The following is an 18,422-nucleotide window of genomic DNA, read 5'->3' on the forward strand; positions in this document are numbered from 1 at the left end:
GGGCACCCAAGGTGCCCCTTAGATGCCGAAGCTTGATTTAAGCCTTTTTGCCTTTGCTGAAATAATGGTTATAAGCCATCTTGAAGTCGACCGTGTAGTCGTTTTGCCATTGGCCTGCACGTTCTGCAAAGACCTTCTGCGAGTCGAGCACCTTCTTGAACAGCGCGTTCTCTGCCCCCTTTTTGACCATGATCTTGTCCCAGGAAGCTAGCTGGGCGCGCAGGATGGCGTCGGGCGTCTTGTAAAACTTGACGCCGGCCTTCTTGAGCTCAATGTAGTCCTTGGAGTTGCGCTCAATGGCCTTCCAGCTCATGTCTGCGCTGGCTGCCTGAACGGCGTAGTCGATGATGGCCTTGAGTTCGGCAGGAAGGGCGTTGAGCTTGGTCTTGTTGAACAGGATCTCGAACTGCTCGCCGGACTGGTGGAAGCTCTGCAGCATGCAGTTCTTGACCACGTCAGGGAAGCCCAGAAGCTTGTCCGATGAAGCGTTGTTGAACTCGGCGCCATCGATCAGGCCGCGGTCCAGCGCCGGCACGATTTCGCCGCCCGGCAGCGGATTGACGGCCGCGCCCATGTCGGTGTACATGTCGACGGCTAGACCCACAGTACGGAACTTTATGCCCTGGATGTCAGAGACCTTGGAGATCGGCTTCTTGAACCAGCCGAACGGCTGGGTCGGCATGGGGCCATAGAGATAGGACACCACGTCCATGTTGATCGATTTGTAGATCTCTTCCAGCAGGGCCTTGCCGCCGCCATAGTTGTGCCAGGCCAGCAGCATGTTGGGGTCCATGCCGAAGGACGGGCCGGAACCCCACAGCGCGAGCGCCGAATTCTTGCCGTAGTGGTAAGCAACCACGCCGTGACCGCCGTCCAGCGTGCCCTTGTTGACGGCTTCGAGCAGTTGGAAGGCAGGAACGACAGCGCCCGCAGGCAACACTTCGATCTTGAGCTTGCCGCTCGCCATGTCATTGACTTTTTTGGCGAAGTCGGAGGCGTACTCGTGGAAGATGTCTTTCGACGGCCACGTGCTCTGGAAGCGCAGCGTGGTGGCGGTTTGCGCGGTTGCCAGCATCGGTGCGGACATGGCTCCGGCGCCAGCGGCGACGGCTGCACCCTTGAGCAGGCTGCGGCGGCGAGGGGTCTTGATATCGGTCATGGCTTGTCTCCTGTTGTGAAAGAACGTTAGCGCACTATCTTTTGTCATCAACGCTTTACGCGTAAGAGGGTTTTTACCAACGGCCCGGTGCAAATTGCGCCTAATTGGGGTGAAACTGTTTATCAGGACTCTGCCAAATGATGCGCTGTCAGCTTTCCGTCAAGTTTTGGGGCCGGTGCCCGTGGCTGACCCGGCGACCGGGGGTGGCGTCCCTTTATGAACTATTTTTGCCTGCAGCCCTTATCCGGCGCGCGCCAGCAGCTACTGAAAGTGGAGCAGCCGGAACAAGGGTCAAACTTTGCAGCAGCGAGCCCCGAGGTTCTAAACTTGCTGTGTATGCCGGTCGGCCTGTTGCCTGTCCCGGCCCTGGAAACATGCCATGACACCCATTCAACTTTTTGACCCTGCCTCCAGCACCTATACCTATGTCCTGTTCGATCCGTCCACGCGTGAGGCCCTGATCATCGATCCGGTGGACCAGCAGGTCGAGCGCGACCTCGCGGCGCTGCGGGAGCACAAGCTCAAGCTGTTGTGGACGGTGGAGACGCATGCCCATGCCGACCACATCACCAGCGCCGGGCAACTGGCGGAACACACCGGCGCCCGCACGGCGGCGCCGCAAGGCTGTGGCATTGCAACGGCCGCCCGACAGCTCGGCGACGGTGATGTGCTGCAGGTCGGCGGTGAACAGGTCCGCGTCCTGCACACCCCGGGGCACACGGCCGGCAGCGTGAGCTACCTCTGGCGCAACCATGTGTTCACCGGCGATACGCTGCTGATCAACGGCTGCGGCCGCACCGACTTCCAGTCCGGCAGCGCCGAAGACCTCTACCAAAGCATCACCGGGCGGCTGTTCACGCTGCCGGACGACACCGTGGTCTGGCCGGGCCACGACTACCAGGGCCGGACCCATTCGACGATTGCGGCCGAGAAGACCGGCAATGCCCGCATCGCCGGCAAAAGCCTGGCCGAATTTGTGGCCACCATGGCGCAACTCCAGCTGCCCCGGCCCGCGCGCATGGACGAAGCGCTTCCTGCCAACCAGAGTTCCGGCATGGGAACCGGCCGCCACGATGCCGGTGGGGCCGACGTGTTTCAGGTTCTGCCGGCCGATGGTTATGCCGGCAATGTGTCGCCCGAACTGGCCTGCCAGTGGTGGCAGGCCGGCCAGGCGGTGCTGGTCGATGTACGCACCGATGCGGAGCGTGAATGGGTGGGTTTTGTGCCTGGTGCGGTGCCGCTGGCCTGGAAACAATGGCCGGGCATGGCCATGAACCCGCAGTTCGACGAGGGCCTGCAGGTCGCCGTGCCGGCCGGCCAGAAGGCCGTGCTGCTTTGCCGCAGCGGTGTACGTTCGATTGCCGCCGCCAGACGTGCCACCGAACTGGGGCTGGAGGCCTACAACATCCTGGAGGGGTTCGAAGGCGACCCCGATGCGCAGGCCCATCGTGGTGCACGCGGCGGCTGGCGCTACCGCGGCCTGCCGTGGCGGCAGAACTAGAGCCCCCACGCTCCCCACTGCGTGTGGTCGCTGCCCCCGAGGGGGCGCTGCGCCTGCGGACTGGCATAGCCAGATCCGCGGCCCCGGCTTGTAAAGAGCAAGCCACGCTGGTCGCTTGGACCGTTCGCCTTGAGCCTGTCGAAGGGTGCCCCCGAGCCGCGAATGGAACCGCCGCGAGACAGCGCGGCCTGGTTCCCCTAAACTGGCTGCATGAACAATGACAGCCTGCTCAAACGCATTGAATCGAAACGCGACGAGGTGATTGCGCTCACCCAGGACCTGGTTCGCATTCCCACCATCAACCCGCCAGGGGACGCTTACGAAGCCTGCGCCCGCCTGCTTGGCGAGCGGCTGAAAAAGCGGGGCTTTGCCGTCGAATACATCCGGGCCGACGGTGCACCGGGCGACCGCAACTCCCATCCGCGCATCAATGTGGTGGCGCGTTACGAGGGTCAGCCCGGCGGGGAGTGTGTGCATTTCAACAGCCACATCGACGTGGTGGAAGCCGGTTCCGGCTGGACCACCGATCCCTTCGGCGGCGAGGTCAGGGACGGCAAGGTCTACGGCCGCGGCACCTGCGACATGAAAGGCGGACTGGCGTCCAGCGTGATTGCCTGCGAGGCGATTCTCGAAGAAGGCCTGCCGTTTGCCGGCGCGCTGGAAATTTCGGGCACGGTCGATGAGGAGTCGGGCGGCTTCGCCGGCGTGGGCTACCTGGCCGAGCGCGGTTATTTCACGAAACCGCGCGTGCACCATGTGATCATCCCCGAGCCGCTGGGCGTGGACCGCATCTGCCTGGGCCACCGCGGCGTCTGGTGGGGTGAGGTCGAGACCCTGGGACGGATTGCCCATGGCTCCATGCCTTTTCTGGGCGACAGTGCCATCAGCCACATGAGCGCCTTCATCCATCTGCTGGAGACGCAGCTGCAGCCGCGGCTGTCCGGGCGCCATACGGCCGAACCGGTGGAGCCGCCCGGCGCGAGGGTCAGCACGCTCAACATCAACAGCCTGCACGGCGGACAGGTGGAGCAGCTGTTTTCCCTGGACGCGTACGGCCGCCCCACCGGCGACCTGCCGGCACCGGTGGTGGCGCATTCCTGTCGCGCCGTGCTGGACCGCCGCTTCATTGCTGAAGAAAACCTGGAGGCCGTGAAGGCCGAGATTGTGGCCATGCTCGACGAACTCAAGCGTAGCCGCCCCGGCTTTGACTACGGCATCCGGGACATCATGAGTTTTGTGCCGACGGCCACGCCCAGGGACGCGCCGGTGGTGCTGGCCACCGCGCGTGCCATTGCCCGGGTGCTGGGCCGCGAAGCCAGCTACATCTCCAGTCCTGGCACTTACGACCAGAAACACATCGTGCGCACCGGCAAGCTCGATGCTTGTATTGCCTACGGCCCGGGCATTCTCGATCTGGCGCACCAGCCCGACGAATATGTGGGCATTCAGGAGCTGGTGGACAGCGCGAAAATCATGGCACTGGCCGCTTTAAGCCTGACCAGTGGTCGCCAACCAACATAAAAGTAATACCAAGGTAGTGATTTAGGGCAATCACTACACCGGAATCTGACTTTCCGGCACCGACCCCTGTCAATGTTGACAGGGGGGGCAACCCTGAATTTGTTAAATTCATCTTCAATGGTGGTACTTTTTCACAAGGTAACCACCATGCACGCTCAACTTCTCGAAAAATCCCCTGCACAACTCGTAACAAAAACTGTTACCAACCCGGGCATCTCCCCGCATCTGCAGCAGCGCATTGCGCGCGAATTCACGCCCCGCTGGCAACAGCAATGGGGTGGCAAGTTTGTCCTTCACGGCAGAACGGCCGGTCCCGATGCCGTTCGGCTCGACGGCAACGATTACCTCAGCGTGACCGGCCACCCCGACATCGTCAGCGCCCAGGTGGCGGCCCTGCGCAACGACCGGGAGTTCGTGATCCAGTCCGGCGTGTTTGTGCATGGCGAACATCCCGCCCGGACACTGGAAAAAAACCTGGCCCAGTGGGTCGGAAAGGAAGACGGGTTTGTCTGCCAGTCCGGTTATGCGGCCAATGTGGGTTTGCTGCAGGCGATTGCCGACCCGCAAACCCCGGTGTACCTCGATACCCTGGCGCACACATCGCTGTGGGAAGGTGCGCATGCGGCGCGCGCCCCGGCGCATCCGTTTCGCCACAACGACCCGGACCACCTGGACCGGGTGTTGTCGCGGCACGGTCCGGGTGTGGTGGTGGTGGACTCGGTGTACAGCACCACCGGCGCCTTGTGTCCCCTGCGCGAGATGGTGGAAGTGGCCGAGCGCCACGGCTGCATGATCCTGGTGGACGAGTCGCATTCGCTCGGCACCCATGGACCCGGCGGTGCCGGGCTGTGCGCCGAACTCGGTCTGACGGACCGGGTGCATTTCATCACGGCCAGTCTGGCCAAGGCCTTTGCCGGACGTGGTGGTTTTTTCACGGCGCCCGCCGAGTTGCGTTACTACATCCTCAGTTCCAGCTACCCCAATATCTTCAGCTCCTGCCTGCTGCCCCACGAGATCGCCGGCCTCGGCGCCACACTCGCCGTGATCGGCAAACGCGATGAACAACGCCAGCGCCTGCGGGCCCATACGCTGCGGCTGCGCCGCAGCCTGTCTGACATGGGTTACCCGATCCACCAGGGGACGGAGCAGATCATTTCCCTGGAGGCCGGCACCGAGCCTGACACCATGGTGCTGCGCGACCACCTGGAGGAACGCGGTGTTTTTGGTGCTGTGTTCTGTGCCCCGGCGACCAGCCGCAACCGGGCCATGGTGCGCCTGACCCTGCACGCGGGGCTGACCGATGCGGAGCTCAGCCACGTGGAAGCGGTCGCTTACGAGGTCGCGCCGCTGGTGAAGCCCTGGGACTGGCCGATTGCCAGGCGGGCACGGACCGCTGAAACCAGTTAAGTCTGCTGGAAGGCTCCGGAAGACTAGTCCCGCACGGTGCGCCGGCCGTGTTTTTTGAGCCAGTGTTTGTAGCCGGTCAATCCCGGTGGACTGGCGGCCAGCTCGACCGGAAACAGGGCCCCCAGCACCGTGCCTTCGTGACCAATGGAAAACGCCGGAATCAGCCGCGCCGGTCCGGGTTGCCCCAGGGCTTGCTGAAGCTCGAGGTCCACCAGGTGGCGGCCGGCCCGGATGTCCTCAGCAGCGGCCGCCTTCAGGCCCTGCGACTCTGCCAGCTCCGCCAGATCGGCCAGGCCCGCGGCAGACTCCAGCTGCAGCCAGCTGGCGCGTCCGTCGGCGTCCATGCCCAGAATGCCGAAGGGCTGGCCAATGACCACATGTTCGACCCAGTGGCTGCTGGCCAGACTGGCGAGCTGGCGGGCCACCGACGGCACCTGCAGCAGGGCGTGCTGGGGCTGGGTCAGCGCGGCGCGCCAGATCTGCGAATGGCGCATTTGCGGCTGGGCCAGCATGCGCTGGATGACGGTGATCAGGTGCTGGGAGATATCGACGGTCTGCTTGGCAATGAACTGGTCGATCAGCCCCCGGTTGAAGGCGCTCACCGCCACATGTTCATCGGCCTGTCCGGTCAGCAGCACCCGGCCTCCCGGCCAGTCGGTCAACTCGCCCAGTGCCTGCAGGCCGTCCATGCCGGGCATGGCGTAATCGAACACGCAGACCCTGGCCAGACCGAAACGTTCGGTATGGTTGGCCCAGTAGTTCAGGATTTGCGGAATCAGCGGACTGCCGGCGCGCCAGCGCTCGATCATCTCCTGCTGCGTCCATGCGTCGGCCTCCCACAGCGGCGGCTCCTGTTGCAGCTGGTTGATGCAGGTCTGCGGCCGCAGATACAGTTTGACGTGCCACTGGCGCGGCAACACCATCGCCAGCATCTCCAGATAAGCCGGGTCATCGTCAAGAAAAACGATGGCGCCCGGGCGATGGAACAAGGGAAAACTCATGGGTGCGCGTGTGGGTTGTGTTACCTGAGAACCGGAAGCTCGATGATGAAGATGGCGCCGCGTCCGGGTTCCGACTTCACCCGGATGGTGCCGCCGGCACTTTCCACCACCTGCTGGCAAAAAGCCAGTCCCAGGCCGTGGCCGGTACCGCGATCGGTTGAGAAAAACGGCTCGAAAATGCGCGCCTGCAATTCCGGCGCGATGCCGGTGCCCTGGTCGGTGACGATGATGCGCCCGTAACCGTTGAGCACCCCGACTTCGATGCGCAGGTCGCCGGGTTTGGCTGCCGAACTGGTTGCCGCCAGCGCGCGAAAGGCGTTTTTGAGCAGGTTGTTGATGACCTGCGCGAACAACCGGTAGGACGACTCGAAGGAAAAATCCTTGCGCAGCACCAGCACCACGCTTTCGCGTTCCCGCGAATTGCGATAAGGGTAGTCCTTGACCACATTGCGCAGCAGCGCAGCGGCGGCCACGGATTCCCGGTGCGTCGGCAGGCGCAGCAGGCGTGCGTTGGCAATCTGCGTGTCGATCTGCTGGTTCATGTTGCGCACGAGGGTGTGCAGCCTGACGACCAGCTGGTCCAGCCGCTGGCCGCCACCGGGCTCCGTGACCTGCCGGCTTTCATTGCGCACGGCGTCGCCGATCAGCGACATCGTGGCCAGCGGCGTACGCAGTTCGTGCGCCATGATGCCCATGGTGGTCAGCGTGTGCTGCAGGTGCTCGCGCCGCAGGTTGGCCGACGACAGTCCCAGCAGCAGGGCGCTGGCCCAGCTGAACGCGATGACGACGGCGTTGATGGAAAACTGCTGCTCACTCATGGAAGGAAGGGCCGGGCCGAAGGCCTTGAACAGCGTCCAGGCCAGCAGGGCGCCGCTGACCGTCCCCAGGGTGGCCGCACGCCAGTCGGTCACATGGTAATAAATCAGCACCATGGCGCAAAAGCTGGCCAGCCAGACCGTGTTGCCGTTGTTGCAAAGATACATCCAGCTGAAAAAAACCGGCAGCTGGATCCAGAAAACCACGGAAAAAATCCGCGCCGAAAGTTTGCTGGAAGGATCGTTGGTGATGCTCTCCGAGATCAGCAGCAAGCCCAGCGTGCCCATGACAGCGCGAAGCGCGGGGCTCTCGTAGGGCTGGGGTAACCACTGTCCCCAGATCCACCCAAACAGGGGATGTCCCACCAGCGTGAACAGCCCGAGCCAGCGCAGGCGCCAGCGCGACGGGTGCAAAATGAGAACCAGCTGCTCCTGGAGCAGTTCAGCCCTGATTCGCGCAAACCACAGCCGCGCCCACGCGCCGGGGCTGCTCCACAGCGTGCGAATCTTTTGTTTGATCCTGGCGGGTACTCCGGAAGTCATGCGTAAATTTTCGAACATATCACAATGCATTGTCACAGTTCCGGAGCAAGAATGACGATGCGTCCCCCTGTCAACTTTGACAGTATTGCGCTGGACAGCATGTTGAGCGACTGGATCTCCGCATTGCGCGAATTTTCCGTCGAGGCGGTGGTGGTCCTGAGCCCGGACCCGTTTGGCCAGCGGCAGGACCGGCTGGTGGCAGCAGTCCACCCACCCCGCTTTATCGACGCAGCGCTTGCGCTGGCAGAAAGCCAGGACTTCGGCGCGCCGTGGCGCGAATCGGATGCATCCCTCGTGGCCTGGCAGCACATTGGCAAGGCAGAGGCCGGCAACACCAGCCGCTGGCGCCTGTTATGGCTGGCCCACGGTTTCCAGAGTGTGGTGCGCATCGAGTTTCCCCTGCCATCAGGGCGGGCCTTCGAGTGTTTCATTTTCAGTCCACGCCAGTTTCACGACCGCGCCGAGGCTGCGGCGCTGGTCTGGTCGGCCCTCAATATCTGGCCCTTGTTCAAGCGCACGATGGCCCAGGCCAGCAGCCCGCTGAGCCCGCGCGAGGGCGAATGCCTGGCGCTGGCCTTTGAAGGCCTGACGGCGCGCCAGAGCGCCGAGCGCCTGCATTGCGCCGAACGTACGGTGAACTACCACCTGTCCAACGCCATGGCCAAACTCAAGGTGGACAACAAGATGTCGGCGATTCAACGCGCCTGCTGGCTCGGCGTGATCTGAAGGATGTCCTGCGCCACACCTTCGTAGGCCTGCGCCAGTTGCAGCACGGCCCGGTCGCCCCGCGGTTTGCCGATCAGCTGCAGGCCCATCGGCAGGCCGTGCGGGCCGAAGCCCGCGGGCACGCTGATGCAGGGCAGGCCGGCGAAGGTGGCGTAGATCACCACTTCCATCCAGCGGTGGTAAGTGTCCATGGGGTGACCGTTGATCTGGGTAGGCCAGCGCTCGCCCGCATCGAAGGGCCACACCTGCGCCGCCGGCAGGGCCAGAAAGTCATACCGCTCGAACAGCGTGAGCATGTGCTGGTAGAACGCGGTGCGCTGGGCACTTGCCGCTGAAAACCCGCTGGCGCTCTGGCCCTGGGCCTGGTCGTATTCCCACAGCGCTTCCGGCTTGATCTTTTCGCGGTTGCTGCCCTGGACCAGAAACGGCGCAATGCGCGAGGCGACGAGGGCACGCCGCCACACCAGCCAGGCCTGCCAGACCCGGTCGGCGGGCGTGCCCAGCGCCGCTGCCTCCACCGCACAGCCGAGCTGCTCAAAACGCCGCAGGGCCTGCTCGCAGGTGGCCAGGATGCCGTGCTCCATCGGCAGGTAGGCCCCGAGGTCGCCCAGCCAGCCAATCCGGAGCTTGGTGGCGTCCAGCGCAGGCAAGGTCAGGAACTGGGTACCGTCTTCCGCAATCGACAGCGGCGAACGCGCATCCCAGCCGGCCTGGATGCTCAGCAGCCTGGCGACGTCCTCGACGGTTCGGCCCATGGGCCCTTCGGTCCCCAACTGGCTGAGATACACATCCTGCACCGGCCACATCGGCACACGGCCCTGGCTGGGCCGCAGGCCAAACACGTTGTTCCAGGCGGCCGGGTTGCGCAGGCTGCCCATGAAGTCACTGCCATCGGCCACCGGCAGCATGCGTGTGGCAAGCGCCACCGCCGCACCGCCGCTGCTGCCGCCCGCGCTTTTTGACGGGTCATACGCATTGCGCGTGACGCCGAACACCTCATTGAAGGTGTGCGAGCCCAGCCCGAACTCCGGGGTGTTGCTTTTGCCGATCACGATGCAGCCCGCGGCTTTCATGCGCGACGCCATGAGGCCGTCCTCCCGGGAGACAAACGCCCGCATCAGGGGCGAGCCCAGCGTGGTGGGCAGACCCTGCACGGCGGCCAGGTCCTTGATGGCCTGGGGCATGCCGTGCATCCAGCCCATGCTTCCCGTGCGCGACTTGCCGGGCGCAAGCTGTGCATCGCGTGCGTCGGCCTGCGCCAGCAGATTGTCCGGTTCCTGCAGGCTGACCAGCGCGTTGTGAAGGGGGTTGACCTGGGCGATGCGTTCCAGGTAGGCCTGCATCACTTCGCGGCAGGAAACCCGGCGTGCATGGATGGCGCGTGACAGTTCGGTGGCGGTCCAGGTGGTGACGGGGTTGCCGGGCTGTGTGCTGTTTTTCATATGGCTTGAATATTGCATCAAAAGTGTGGTTACATTACGAAGCAGCTTTCTGATTGCTGCCTGACTGTCCCCAACTCTTGTTGCCAAGGAAAAATTGTCATGAAACGTCGCTCCCTTTTCACCCTGGCCGCTTCGGTGGCCCTGGTTTCCGGCCTGCTGTTGCCGCTTGCGGCGCAGGCCCAGGCAAAAACGCTCAAGGTCGTGCCGCATTCGAATATCACCATTCTGGACCCGATCTGGACCACCGCGTTTGTGACCCGCAACCACGGCTACATGATTTATGACACGCTGTTCGGCACCGACCTGACAGGCAAGGTCAAACCGCAGATGGTGGACACCTGGAGCGCTTCCAAGGACAACAAGGTCTGGACCTTCACGCTGCGTGACGGCCTGGAGTTCCACGACGGCAAACCCGTCACCAGCGAGGACGTGGTGGCATCGCTCAAGCGCTGGGCCAGCCGCGACAGTTTCGGCGGCGTCATGGCCAAGAGCCTGGCGAGTTACGAAACCCCCAATGCCAAGACCTTTGTCGTGAAGTTCAACCAGCCCTTTGGCGTGATGCTCGAGGCGCTGGGCAAACCTTCGTCGAACGTTCCCTTCATCATGCCTGCCCGCATCGCGGCCACACCCGGCAGCGAGCAGATCAAGGAAAACATCGGCTCCGGTCCCTACAAGTTCGTCACGGCCGAGTACAAGCCGGGCGAGAAACTGGTTTACGTCAAGAACGACAAGTACAAGCCCCGTGCCGAAGCGCCGGACGGCACCACCGGCGGCAAGGTTGTTTACCTCGACCGGGTCGAGTGGATCATCATCCGCGATCCGCAGACCCAGTTCAATGCCCTGATTGCCGGCGAGGTCGACCTCATCGAGCAGCCCGCGTTTGAGCAGTACGCCTCCCTGAAGGCCGCCAAGGATGTGCAGATTGTGGATGCCCAGCCGGCCGGCCTGCAGTACATCTTCCGCTTCAATCACCTGCATGCACCGTTTGACAACGTGAAGATCCGCCAGGCCGCCATGGTGGCGATGGGCCAGGAGGCTTTCCTGAGAACACAGGTGGGCGCGCCCGGCATGTACAAGTTCTGCAAGAGCATGTTCCCCTGCGGCACGCCTTATGCCAGCGACAACACCGGTATCTACACCGGCATGGCCAATCCGGCCAAGGCCAAGCAGATGCTGGCCGAGGCCGGTTACAAGGGCGAGCCCATCGTGCTGATGCGGCCAACCGACCTGGCCTCGATTGCCAAGTTGCCGCTGGTGGCCAAGCAGCAGCTCGAAGCCGCCGGCTTCAAGGTGGACATGCAGCAGTCAGACTGGGCCACGCTGCTGGCCCGCCGCGCCAAGAAAGATGCACCGGACAAGGGCGGCTGGAACGCCTTCATGACGGCCTGGACCGCCGGCGACATCCAGAACCCGCTGACCATGGCCATGCTCAACGCCACCGGCGACAAGGGCTGGTTTGGCTGGCAGGATGACAAGGTCATTGAAGAGCTGAAGGTCAAATTTTCCCAGGCCGGCACCGAGGCCGAGAAGAAAAAACTTGCCGAACAACTGCAGTTGCGTGCGATCGAGACCGCCACGCACGTGCATCTTGGGCAATACAACAACCCGGCGGCTTTGCGCAGCAATATCTCCGGCCTGGTTCCAGGCGGTGCGCAGGTGTACTGGAACATCAAAAAGAACTGATCCACCGGACCGGTCCGGCGATTTTCACCACAGGCCAGGCCGCAGCCCGGCCTGTGGATAGCCAGACCTTGTCCCCAGTTGTCATGCCCGTCCCCCCATGCTGAGATTTCTACTGCAGCGCCTGCTCGCGACTATTCCCGTCCTGTTGGTCGTGGCCGTCGTGGTGTTCCTGATCCTGCGGCTGACGCCCGGTGATCCGGCCGCCGTGATTGCGGGCAACAACTCGACCAACGAAGACATCGAGAAGATCCGCGAGACCCTGGGCTTGAGCAAACCTCTGCTGACCCAGTTCTGGATCTGGTTCAGCGGTGTCTTGCAGGGTGATCTGGGCTACTCGTTTTACCTGAACAAGCCGGTCACCGAACTGATCACCCAGAGGCTGGAGCCCACGCTCAGCCTGGCGGCGGGCACGCTTGTGCTGGCGGTGCTGGTGGCCGTGCCGCTGGGCACCATTGCCGCCTGGCGCATGGGGGGCTGGCTGGACCGGGTGCTGTCGGGCTTTTCGGTGGCCGGGTTTTCGATTCCGGTGTTTGTCACCGGCTACCTGCTGATTTACGTCTTTGCGGTGCAACTCGAATGGTTCCCCGTGCAGGGTTACCGCCGGTTGTTCGGCGCCGACGGGCAGGGCGTCTGGGCCTGGGCGCGCCAGCTGGCCTTGCCCTGGCTCACGCTGGCCATGATTTACGTGGCGCTGATCGCCCGAGTCACCCGCGCCAGCGTTTCCGAGGCGCTGACCGAAGACTACATCCGCACGGCACGGGCCAAGGGTCTGGCTGAATCGACCGTGCTGATGCGCCATGCGCTGGCCAATGCGGCGGTGCCCATCGTCACCGTGATCGGCATCGGCGTCGCGCTGCTCATCGGCGGCGTGGTGGTAACTGAAACGGTTTACGCCATTCCCGGCCTCGGCTCGCTCACGGTGGACGCCGTGCTGAACCGCGACTTTCCGGTGATCCAGGGGCTGGTGCTGTTTTTCAGCCTGCTTTATGTGGGGGTCAATCTGCTGGTTGACGTGAGTTACCTGTTTCTGGACCCGAGGATCCGTTACTGATGCCCGTCTGGCAACTTCTTTCCCAGCGGCTCTGGCGCAACAGCGCTTTCCGCTTCGGCGTGCTGGTGCTGGGCGTGTTGCTGGCGCTGGCCGCGCTGGCGCCCTTTCTCGGCACGGTGGACCCGGCGGCCATGGATTCGGCCCATATCAACACCGCCGCCGGGGTGCGCGGCGAGTTTGCGCAGCTCGACGGCACGGTGGTGGCGCACACCTTCTGGATGGGCGCCGACAACTTCGGTCGCGACATTTTCAGCCGCGTGTTGTACGGCACGCGCACCTCGCTACTGGTGGCTGCCTTTACCGCGGCGGTGGCGATTGGCGTGGGTGCGCTGCTGGGCATGCTGGCCGGCTACTTTCGAGCCGTGGATGCCGTGCTGATGCGTTTCATGGACGGGCTGATGGCCATACCGGCCATCCTGTTGGCGATCGCACTGGTGGCGGCGCTGGGCGCGCAGCTGTGGACGGTGGTGGTGGCGATTGCGATTCCTGAAATCCCGCGCGTGACGCGCCTGGTGCGGGCCATGGTGCTGACCCTGCGCGAAGAACCGTTTGTGGAAGCCGCACGGGCGTTGGCCACGCCGACGCCGGTGATTTTGTGGCGGCACATTTTGCCCAATGCCATGGCGCCGCTGATCGTGCAGGGTACTTTTGTGGCGGCCTCCGCCGTGTTGACCGAAGCCATTTTGAGTTTCCTGGGCCTGGGCCTGCCGGCCGACATTCCGACCTGGGGCAACATCATGGCTGAGGGCCGGGTGCAGTTCACCCAGTACCCGGGCAATGTGCTGTTTCCCGCGCTGTTCCTGGTGCCCACGGTGCTGGCCATCAACCTTCTGGGTGACGGGCTGCGCGATGTGCTGGACCCGAAATTTTCGAAACGTACTCCATGACCGACAACTTGGCGCCTGTCCTGGTCATCGACAAACTGCATGTGGCCTTGCCGCCCGGCAGCGACCGGCCTTATGCGATCGAGAACGTCAGCCTGAGCATCCATCCGGGTAAAACGCTGTGTGTGGTGGGGGAATCCGGTTCCGGAAAATCGGTCATGGCTACGGCGATCATGGGATTGCTGCCCCGCGAGCTCCAGCCGGGCCCGGGCCGTATTCTGCTGCGCGGCGAGTCGCTGCTGGACGCGCCGGCGCAGCACCTGCGCGCCTTGCGCGGCCAGGCCATGGGCATGGTGTTCCAGGAGCCGATGACCGCGCTGAACCCGGTGATGACCTGCGGCGACCAGATCGACGAGCTGTTGCAACAGCACACCGACTGGGGTGCCAAACGCCGCAGCGAAGCGGTGCTGGACATCCTGCGGCGCGTCAAGCTGCCCGAGCCTGAACGCATGATGCGCAGCTACCCGCACCAGCTCTCGGGCGGTCAGCGCCAGCGCATCGTGATTGCCATGGCCGTCATTTTGCAGCCGGCCCTGCTGATCTGCGACGAGCCGACCACGGCTCTCGATGTCACCACGCAAAAGGAAATTCTCCGGCTGATCGAGGAGCTGCAGGCGGACCTGTCGGGTGGCCACCGCTGCGCTGTGCTGTTCATCACGCACGACATGGGCGTCGTCGCCGAGATTGCCGATGACGTCCTGGTCATGCACCAGGGCAGGGCGGTCGAATACGGCACGCGTGATGCGGTGCTGCAGACACCGCAGGCCGACTACACCAAGATGCTGCTGGCGGCCGTGCCCAGCATGACGCCGCCGCCGGCCCGGCCGGCGCCGCTGGGCGCGCCGCTGCTGCGCGGCCAGGACGTCAGCAAAACCTACAGCGCCCGCGACTGGCTGGGCCGCAGCCGGCTGACGCATGCGCTGAAGGCCGCGTCGGTGGCCGTGTCGGCCGGGGAAACCGTCGGCATTGTCGGCGAGTCCGGGTCGGGCAAGTCGACGCTGGCGCGCTGCCTGATCCGGCTGATCGACCCGACCGGTGGCCAGGTCCTGTGGCGCCAGAACGCACGAGGCGGGGACGATGCCCTGCTCGACGTGGCCCGGTTCAGCGAAGGCCGGCTCCGGCCGCTGCGCAGCCAGGTGCAGGTAGTGTTCCAGGACCCGAATCGCTCGCTCAACCCGCGCCGCAAGGTCGGTGATTCCATCATCGAAGGCGCTATGAATTTCGGAGCTACCCGCGCAGAAGCCATGGCGCTTGCAGCCAGTTTGATGGATAAGGTCCGGTTGCCCGCCGACGGCCTGCAACGTTACCCCAGCCAGTTCTCGGGCGGGCAGCGCCAGCGCATCGCGATTGCGCGCGCGCTGGCCTGCCGCCCGCGTGTGCTGGTGGCCGACGAAGCGGTCAGCGCCCTCGACGTGAGTGTGCAGGCGCAAATTTTGAAACTGCTGCGCGAGATCCAGACCGAGCTGGGCCTGGGCATGCTGTTCATCACACACGACCTGCGCGTGGCGGCGCAACTGTGCGACCGTGTGATCGTCATGCACCAGGGCGAAATTGTGGAAGAGGGCCCGACCACCGGGCTGTATGCGCGACCGCAACACGAGTACACACGCCGGCTGTTTGCGGCCGCACCCGGAGCGATATTTTGAAAAGCCTGAAAGTCCTCGTCGCTGGCTACCAGCATGAAACCAACACCTTTGCGCCCTCCAAGGCCGACTGGGCGGCGTTCAACCGGGGCGATGACTTCCCTGCCTTTATCCATGGCCAGGCGATGCTGGACAGGCTCACCGGCGTCAATCTGCCGGCGGGGGGCTTCATCGATGCTGCCAAAACCCGGGGCTGGCAACTGGTGCCCAGCAGCTGGTGCGGCGCATCGCCCTCGTCCTATGTGACGCAGGATGCGTTCGAACGTATCAGCGCGGCCGTGCTGTCCGACGTGGGCCGGGGCGGCTTCGACGCGGTTTACCTGGACCTGCACGGGGCCGGCGTGGCAGAACATGTGGACGACACCGAAGGCGAGCTGATCACGCGCATCCGCCAGGTGGTGGGCCAGGACATTCCCATCGTCGCCAGCCTGGACCTGCATGCCAATGTGACGCAGCGCATGCTGCAGCAGGCCGATGCGCTGGTCTCCTACCGGACCTATCCCCACATCGACATGGCAGCAACCGGCGAACTGGCGGCGCAACTGCTGGCACGCCGCCTTCAGCTGGGCCGCAAGGAGCCGCTGCACTACCGGCGTCTGCCTTTCCTGATTCCGCTGAACGCACAGAGCACCTGGATGCAGCCCGCCGCAGACCTCTACGATGCCTTGCCGGAGCTGGACCGCGATTTCGGCACCTGCCTGAGTTTTTGCATGGCGTTTCCGGCGTCCGACTTTGCTGAGTGTGGACCCATGGTCTGGGCGCATGGCGAACATGCGGCAGAAGCAGTGGATCGCCTGTTTGCCCTGGTGGCCGAGCCGACACAGTGGACCCTTGAATTTCTTTCTGCCCGTGACGCCGTCGCGCAATCACTGGCGCGGGCGGAGCGGGCGGGCAAACCGCTGGTCATTGCCGATACGCAGGACAACCCCGGCGCCGGCGGCGACAGCAACACCACCGGCCTGTTGCATGCGCTGCTGCAACAGGGCGCCGGGAAAAAATTTCCCGGCCAGATTGCGCTGGGGCTGATGTTCGACCCGCAGGCTGCACAGGCCGCGGCCGCCGCCGGGGTGGGGGCGACGATTTCGATCACCCTGGGGACGGCGGTGCCCACCTTCACCGGTCAACACAGCGACCCGCCGGTACAGAGCCAGTTCAAGGTGCGCGCTGTCAGCGATGGCACGGTCACGCTCAAGGGGCGGATGATGACCGGGCACACGGCGAACCTCGGTCCCTGTGCCTGTCTGGAAGTTGACGGCATCCTGGTGGCGGTGGCCAGCGGGCAGATGCAGATGCTGGACCGCGAGCTGTTTCGCATGGTCGGCATCACGCCGGAGGCGATGAAAATCATCGTCGTCAAAAGCTCCAACCACTTCCGCGCGGACTTCACGCCGCTGGTGGAGAATGCGGCGACCGACATCCTGATTGCCAAAGCCGCGGGGCCGATGGCGGCGGACCCGGCCGACCTGCCCTGGAAAAACCTGCCCAATTCGATCCGGCGCCGTCCTTGAAGGACGGGTCGTCCTGACCAAGCAACGACTGGAGTAGCTGATGACCCCTTCCCCCACTTCCCCCACTTTGCCTGATCTGGCCGACTGCACGGCGACCGAACTGTTGCAGCTGTACCAAAGCGGCCAGGCCTCACCGGTCGAAGCCACCCGCGCCGTGCTGGCGCGTATTGACGCGCTCAACCCCGCCCTCAACGCCTTCTGCCTGGTGGCGCAGGAGTCCGCGCTGCAAAGCGCCCGGGACAGCGAGGCACGCTGGCAGCGTTATCGTCAGGGTGGTGCGCCCTGCGGCGAACTCGACGGTGTACCGGTGTCCATCAAGGACCTGATCCTGACCCGCGGCATGCCTACCCTGCGCGGCAGCCACACGGTGGACGCCAGCCAGCCCTGGGAGGTGGACGCACCGGCCACCGCGCGGCTGCGCGAAGCCGGTGCGGTGATTCTCGGCAAAACCACCACGCCGGAGTTCGGCTGCAAGGGCGAAACCAATTCACCGCGCACCGGCATCACGCGCAACCCCTGGGATGTCAGCAAGACCCCGGGCGGCTCCTCCGGCGGCGCGGCGGCGGCGGTGGCGTCCGGCATGGGGCCGCTGGCCATAGGCACAGACGGCGCCGGCTCGGTGCGCATTCCGGCGGCGTTTTGCGGCAACTTTGGCCTCAAGCCCAGTTTTGGTCGCGTACCGGCCTACCCGCTGTCGCCGTTCGGTTCGGTCGCGCACCTGGGCCCGCACAGCCGCAGCGTGTCTGATGCGGCCCTGATGATGAACGTGCTCAAAAAGCCGGATGCCCGGGACTGGACCTCGCTGCCGCCTGACAGCAGCAACTACCTGCAGGGGCTGGAAGACGGCATCCGCGGCCTGCGCATCGCCTGGTCGCCGGCGCTCGGTTATGCGCGCAACGTGGATCCCGAAGTGGCCCAATCCGTGGCCCGTGCCGTGGCGCTGCTGGCCGACCTTGGCGCGTTGGTGGAGCAGATCGATCCGGGCTTTGAAGACCCGCTGGAGATCACCACCGGCCTGTGGTTTGCCGGCGCGTGGACCGTCTGGAACACGCTCACCCCCGCGCAGCAGGCGCTGACCGACCCCGACTTTCGCGCCGAGGCGCTGCTCGGTGAAAAATTCAGCCTGCTCGACATCCAGCGCCTGCACCTGCAACGCGGCGCGCTGGGCTCGCACATGCGCCAGTTCATGCAGCGCTTCGACCTGCTGGTCACGCCCAGCGTGGCGGTGCCGGCATTTGAGGCGCGGCCCGCCGGGCACAGCCCCATGGACCCGGCCGCCATGCTGGGCTGGACGCCGTTTTCCTACCCCTTCAACCTGACCCAGCAGCCGGCCAGCACGGTGCCCTGCGGCCTGACAGCGGCGGGCCTGCCCATCGGCCTGCAGTTTGTCGGGCCGATGTTTGGTGACGCGCTGGTGCTGCGTGCCTCGCGCGCCTACGAAGCCGCACGGCCTGCCGATGTTGATTTCAAGCGACCGGTGATCGTTGCACCCTGAAGGGCCCGCGGTTTGCGCCGCCATTTACTGGAAAACCTCTAGG

General features: G+C 64.5%; 14 protein-coding genes. 10 read left to right on the forward strand and 4 right to left on the reverse strand.

Features of this window, described 5'->3' with window-relative positions:
• Positions 1-37 precede the first annotated feature (37 nt).
• Complete coding sequence (locus PSV40_RS12080; RefSeq protein WP_300537759.1) at positions 38-1,159, reverse strand: TRAP transporter substrate-binding protein; 1,122 nt, start codon at positions 1,157-1,159, stop codon at positions 38-40.
• A gap of 379 nt (positions 1,160-1,538) precedes the next feature.
• Here PSV40_RS12080 and PSV40_RS12085 point away from each other — a divergent pair, with 379 nt between their 5' ends.
• The 3 genes from PSV40_RS12085 to cqsA all read left to right on the forward strand — a co-directional run bounded on the left by PSV40_RS12085 (position 1,539) and on the right by cqsA (position 5,588).
• Complete coding sequence (locus PSV40_RS12085) at positions 1,539-2,660, forward strand: MBL fold metallo-hydrolase (RefSeq protein WP_300537760.1); 1,122 nt, start codon at positions 1,539-1,541, stop codon at positions 2,658-2,660.
• A 210-nt stretch (positions 2,661-2,870) separates the two neighbouring features.
• On the forward strand, positions 2,871-4,181 hold the full coding sequence (locus PSV40_RS12090; protein WP_300537762.1) for an acetylornithine deacetylase/succinyl-diaminopimelate desuccinylase family protein: 1,311 nt from the start codon (positions 2,871-2,873) through the stop codon (positions 4,179-4,181).
• Between the two features lie 147 nt (positions 4,182-4,328).
• Positions 4,329-5,588, forward strand: coding sequence for an alpha-hydroxyketone-type quorum-sensing autoinducer synthase (gene cqsA / locus PSV40_RS12095; protein ID WP_300537764.1), 1,260 nt, complete (start codon positions 4,329-4,331; stop codon positions 5,586-5,588).
• A 23-nt stretch (positions 5,589-5,611) separates the two neighbouring features.
• Here cqsA and PSV40_RS12100 read toward each other — a convergent pair whose 3' ends face one another.
• Positions 5,612-6,589, reverse strand: a complete 978-nt coding sequence (locus tag PSV40_RS12100; protein WP_300537766.1) for a response regulator — start codon at positions 6,587-6,589, stop codon at positions 5,612-5,614.
• 20 nt (positions 6,590-6,609) lie between these two features.
• Positions 6,610-7,947 carry a HAMP domain-containing sensor histidine kinase gene (locus PSV40_RS12105; RefSeq protein ID WP_300537768.1) on the reverse strand — a complete coding sequence of 446 codons (1,338 nt, stop codon included), beginning with the start codon at positions 7,945-7,947 and terminating at the stop codon, positions 6,610-6,612.
• 51 nt (positions 7,948-7,998) lie between these two features.
• Here PSV40_RS12105 and PSV40_RS12110 point away from each other — a divergent pair, with 51 nt between their 5' ends.
• Positions 7,999-8,673: a helix-turn-helix transcriptional regulator gene (locus PSV40_RS12110; RefSeq protein WP_366915011.1), complete on the forward strand. Its 675-nt coding sequence runs from the start codon at positions 7,999-8,001 to the stop codon at positions 8,671-8,673.
• Here PSV40_RS12110 and PSV40_RS12115 read toward each other — a convergent pair.
• Entirely contained in the window at positions 8,643-10,115 is a 1,473-nt protein-coding gene (locus tag PSV40_RS12115; protein WP_300537770.1) for an amidase, read from the reverse strand. The genes PSV40_RS12110 and PSV40_RS12115 overlap by 31 nt on opposite strands.
• A 99-nt stretch (positions 10,116-10,214) precedes the next feature.
• On the opposite strand from PSV40_RS12115, the gene PSV40_RS12120 reads away from it, so the two are divergent.
• From PSV40_RS12120 to PSV40_RS12145, 6 genes are all read left to right on the forward strand, one after another.
• On the forward strand, positions 10,215-11,798 hold the full coding sequence (locus tag PSV40_RS12120) for an ABC transporter substrate-binding protein (RefSeq protein ID WP_300537772.1): 1,584 nt from the start codon (positions 10,215-10,217) through the stop codon (positions 11,796-11,798).
• A 97-nt stretch (positions 11,799-11,895) separates the two neighbouring features.
• The gene (locus tag PSV40_RS12125; protein WP_300537774.1) at positions 11,896-12,849 is read left to right on the forward strand and encodes an ABC transporter permease; all 954 of its coding nucleotides are present in this window, start codon (positions 11,896-11,898) and stop codon (positions 12,847-12,849) included.
• Entirely contained in the window at positions 12,849-13,736 is an 888-nt protein-coding gene (locus tag PSV40_RS12130) for an ABC transporter permease (protein WP_300537776.1), read from the forward strand. Before PSV40_RS12125 ends, PSV40_RS12130 begins: the two co-directional genes overlap by 1 nt.
• Complete coding sequence (locus PSV40_RS12135; RefSeq protein ID WP_300537777.1) at positions 13,733-15,379, forward strand: ABC transporter ATP-binding protein; 1,647 nt, start codon at positions 13,733-13,735, stop codon at positions 15,377-15,379. Before PSV40_RS12130 ends, PSV40_RS12135 begins: the two co-directional genes overlap by 4 nt.
• A 5-nt stretch (positions 15,380-15,384) precedes the next feature.
• On the forward strand, positions 15,385-16,884 hold the full coding sequence (locus PSV40_RS12140; RefSeq protein ID WP_300537849.1) for a M81 family metallopeptidase: 1,500 nt from the start codon (positions 15,385-15,387) through the stop codon (positions 16,882-16,884).
• Between the two features lie 40 nt (positions 16,885-16,924).
• On the forward strand, positions 16,925-18,379 hold the full coding sequence (locus PSV40_RS12145) for an amidase (RefSeq protein ID WP_300537779.1): 1,455 nt from the start codon (positions 16,925-16,927) through the stop codon (positions 18,377-18,379).
• Positions 18,380-18,422: the final 43 nt, after the last annotated feature.

Origin of the sequence: Polaromonas sp. (genome assembly GCF_029945925.1) — a bacterium.
Taxonomy (GTDB): domain Bacteria; phylum Pseudomonadota; class Gammaproteobacteria; order Burkholderiales; family Burkholderiaceae_C; genus Polaromonas.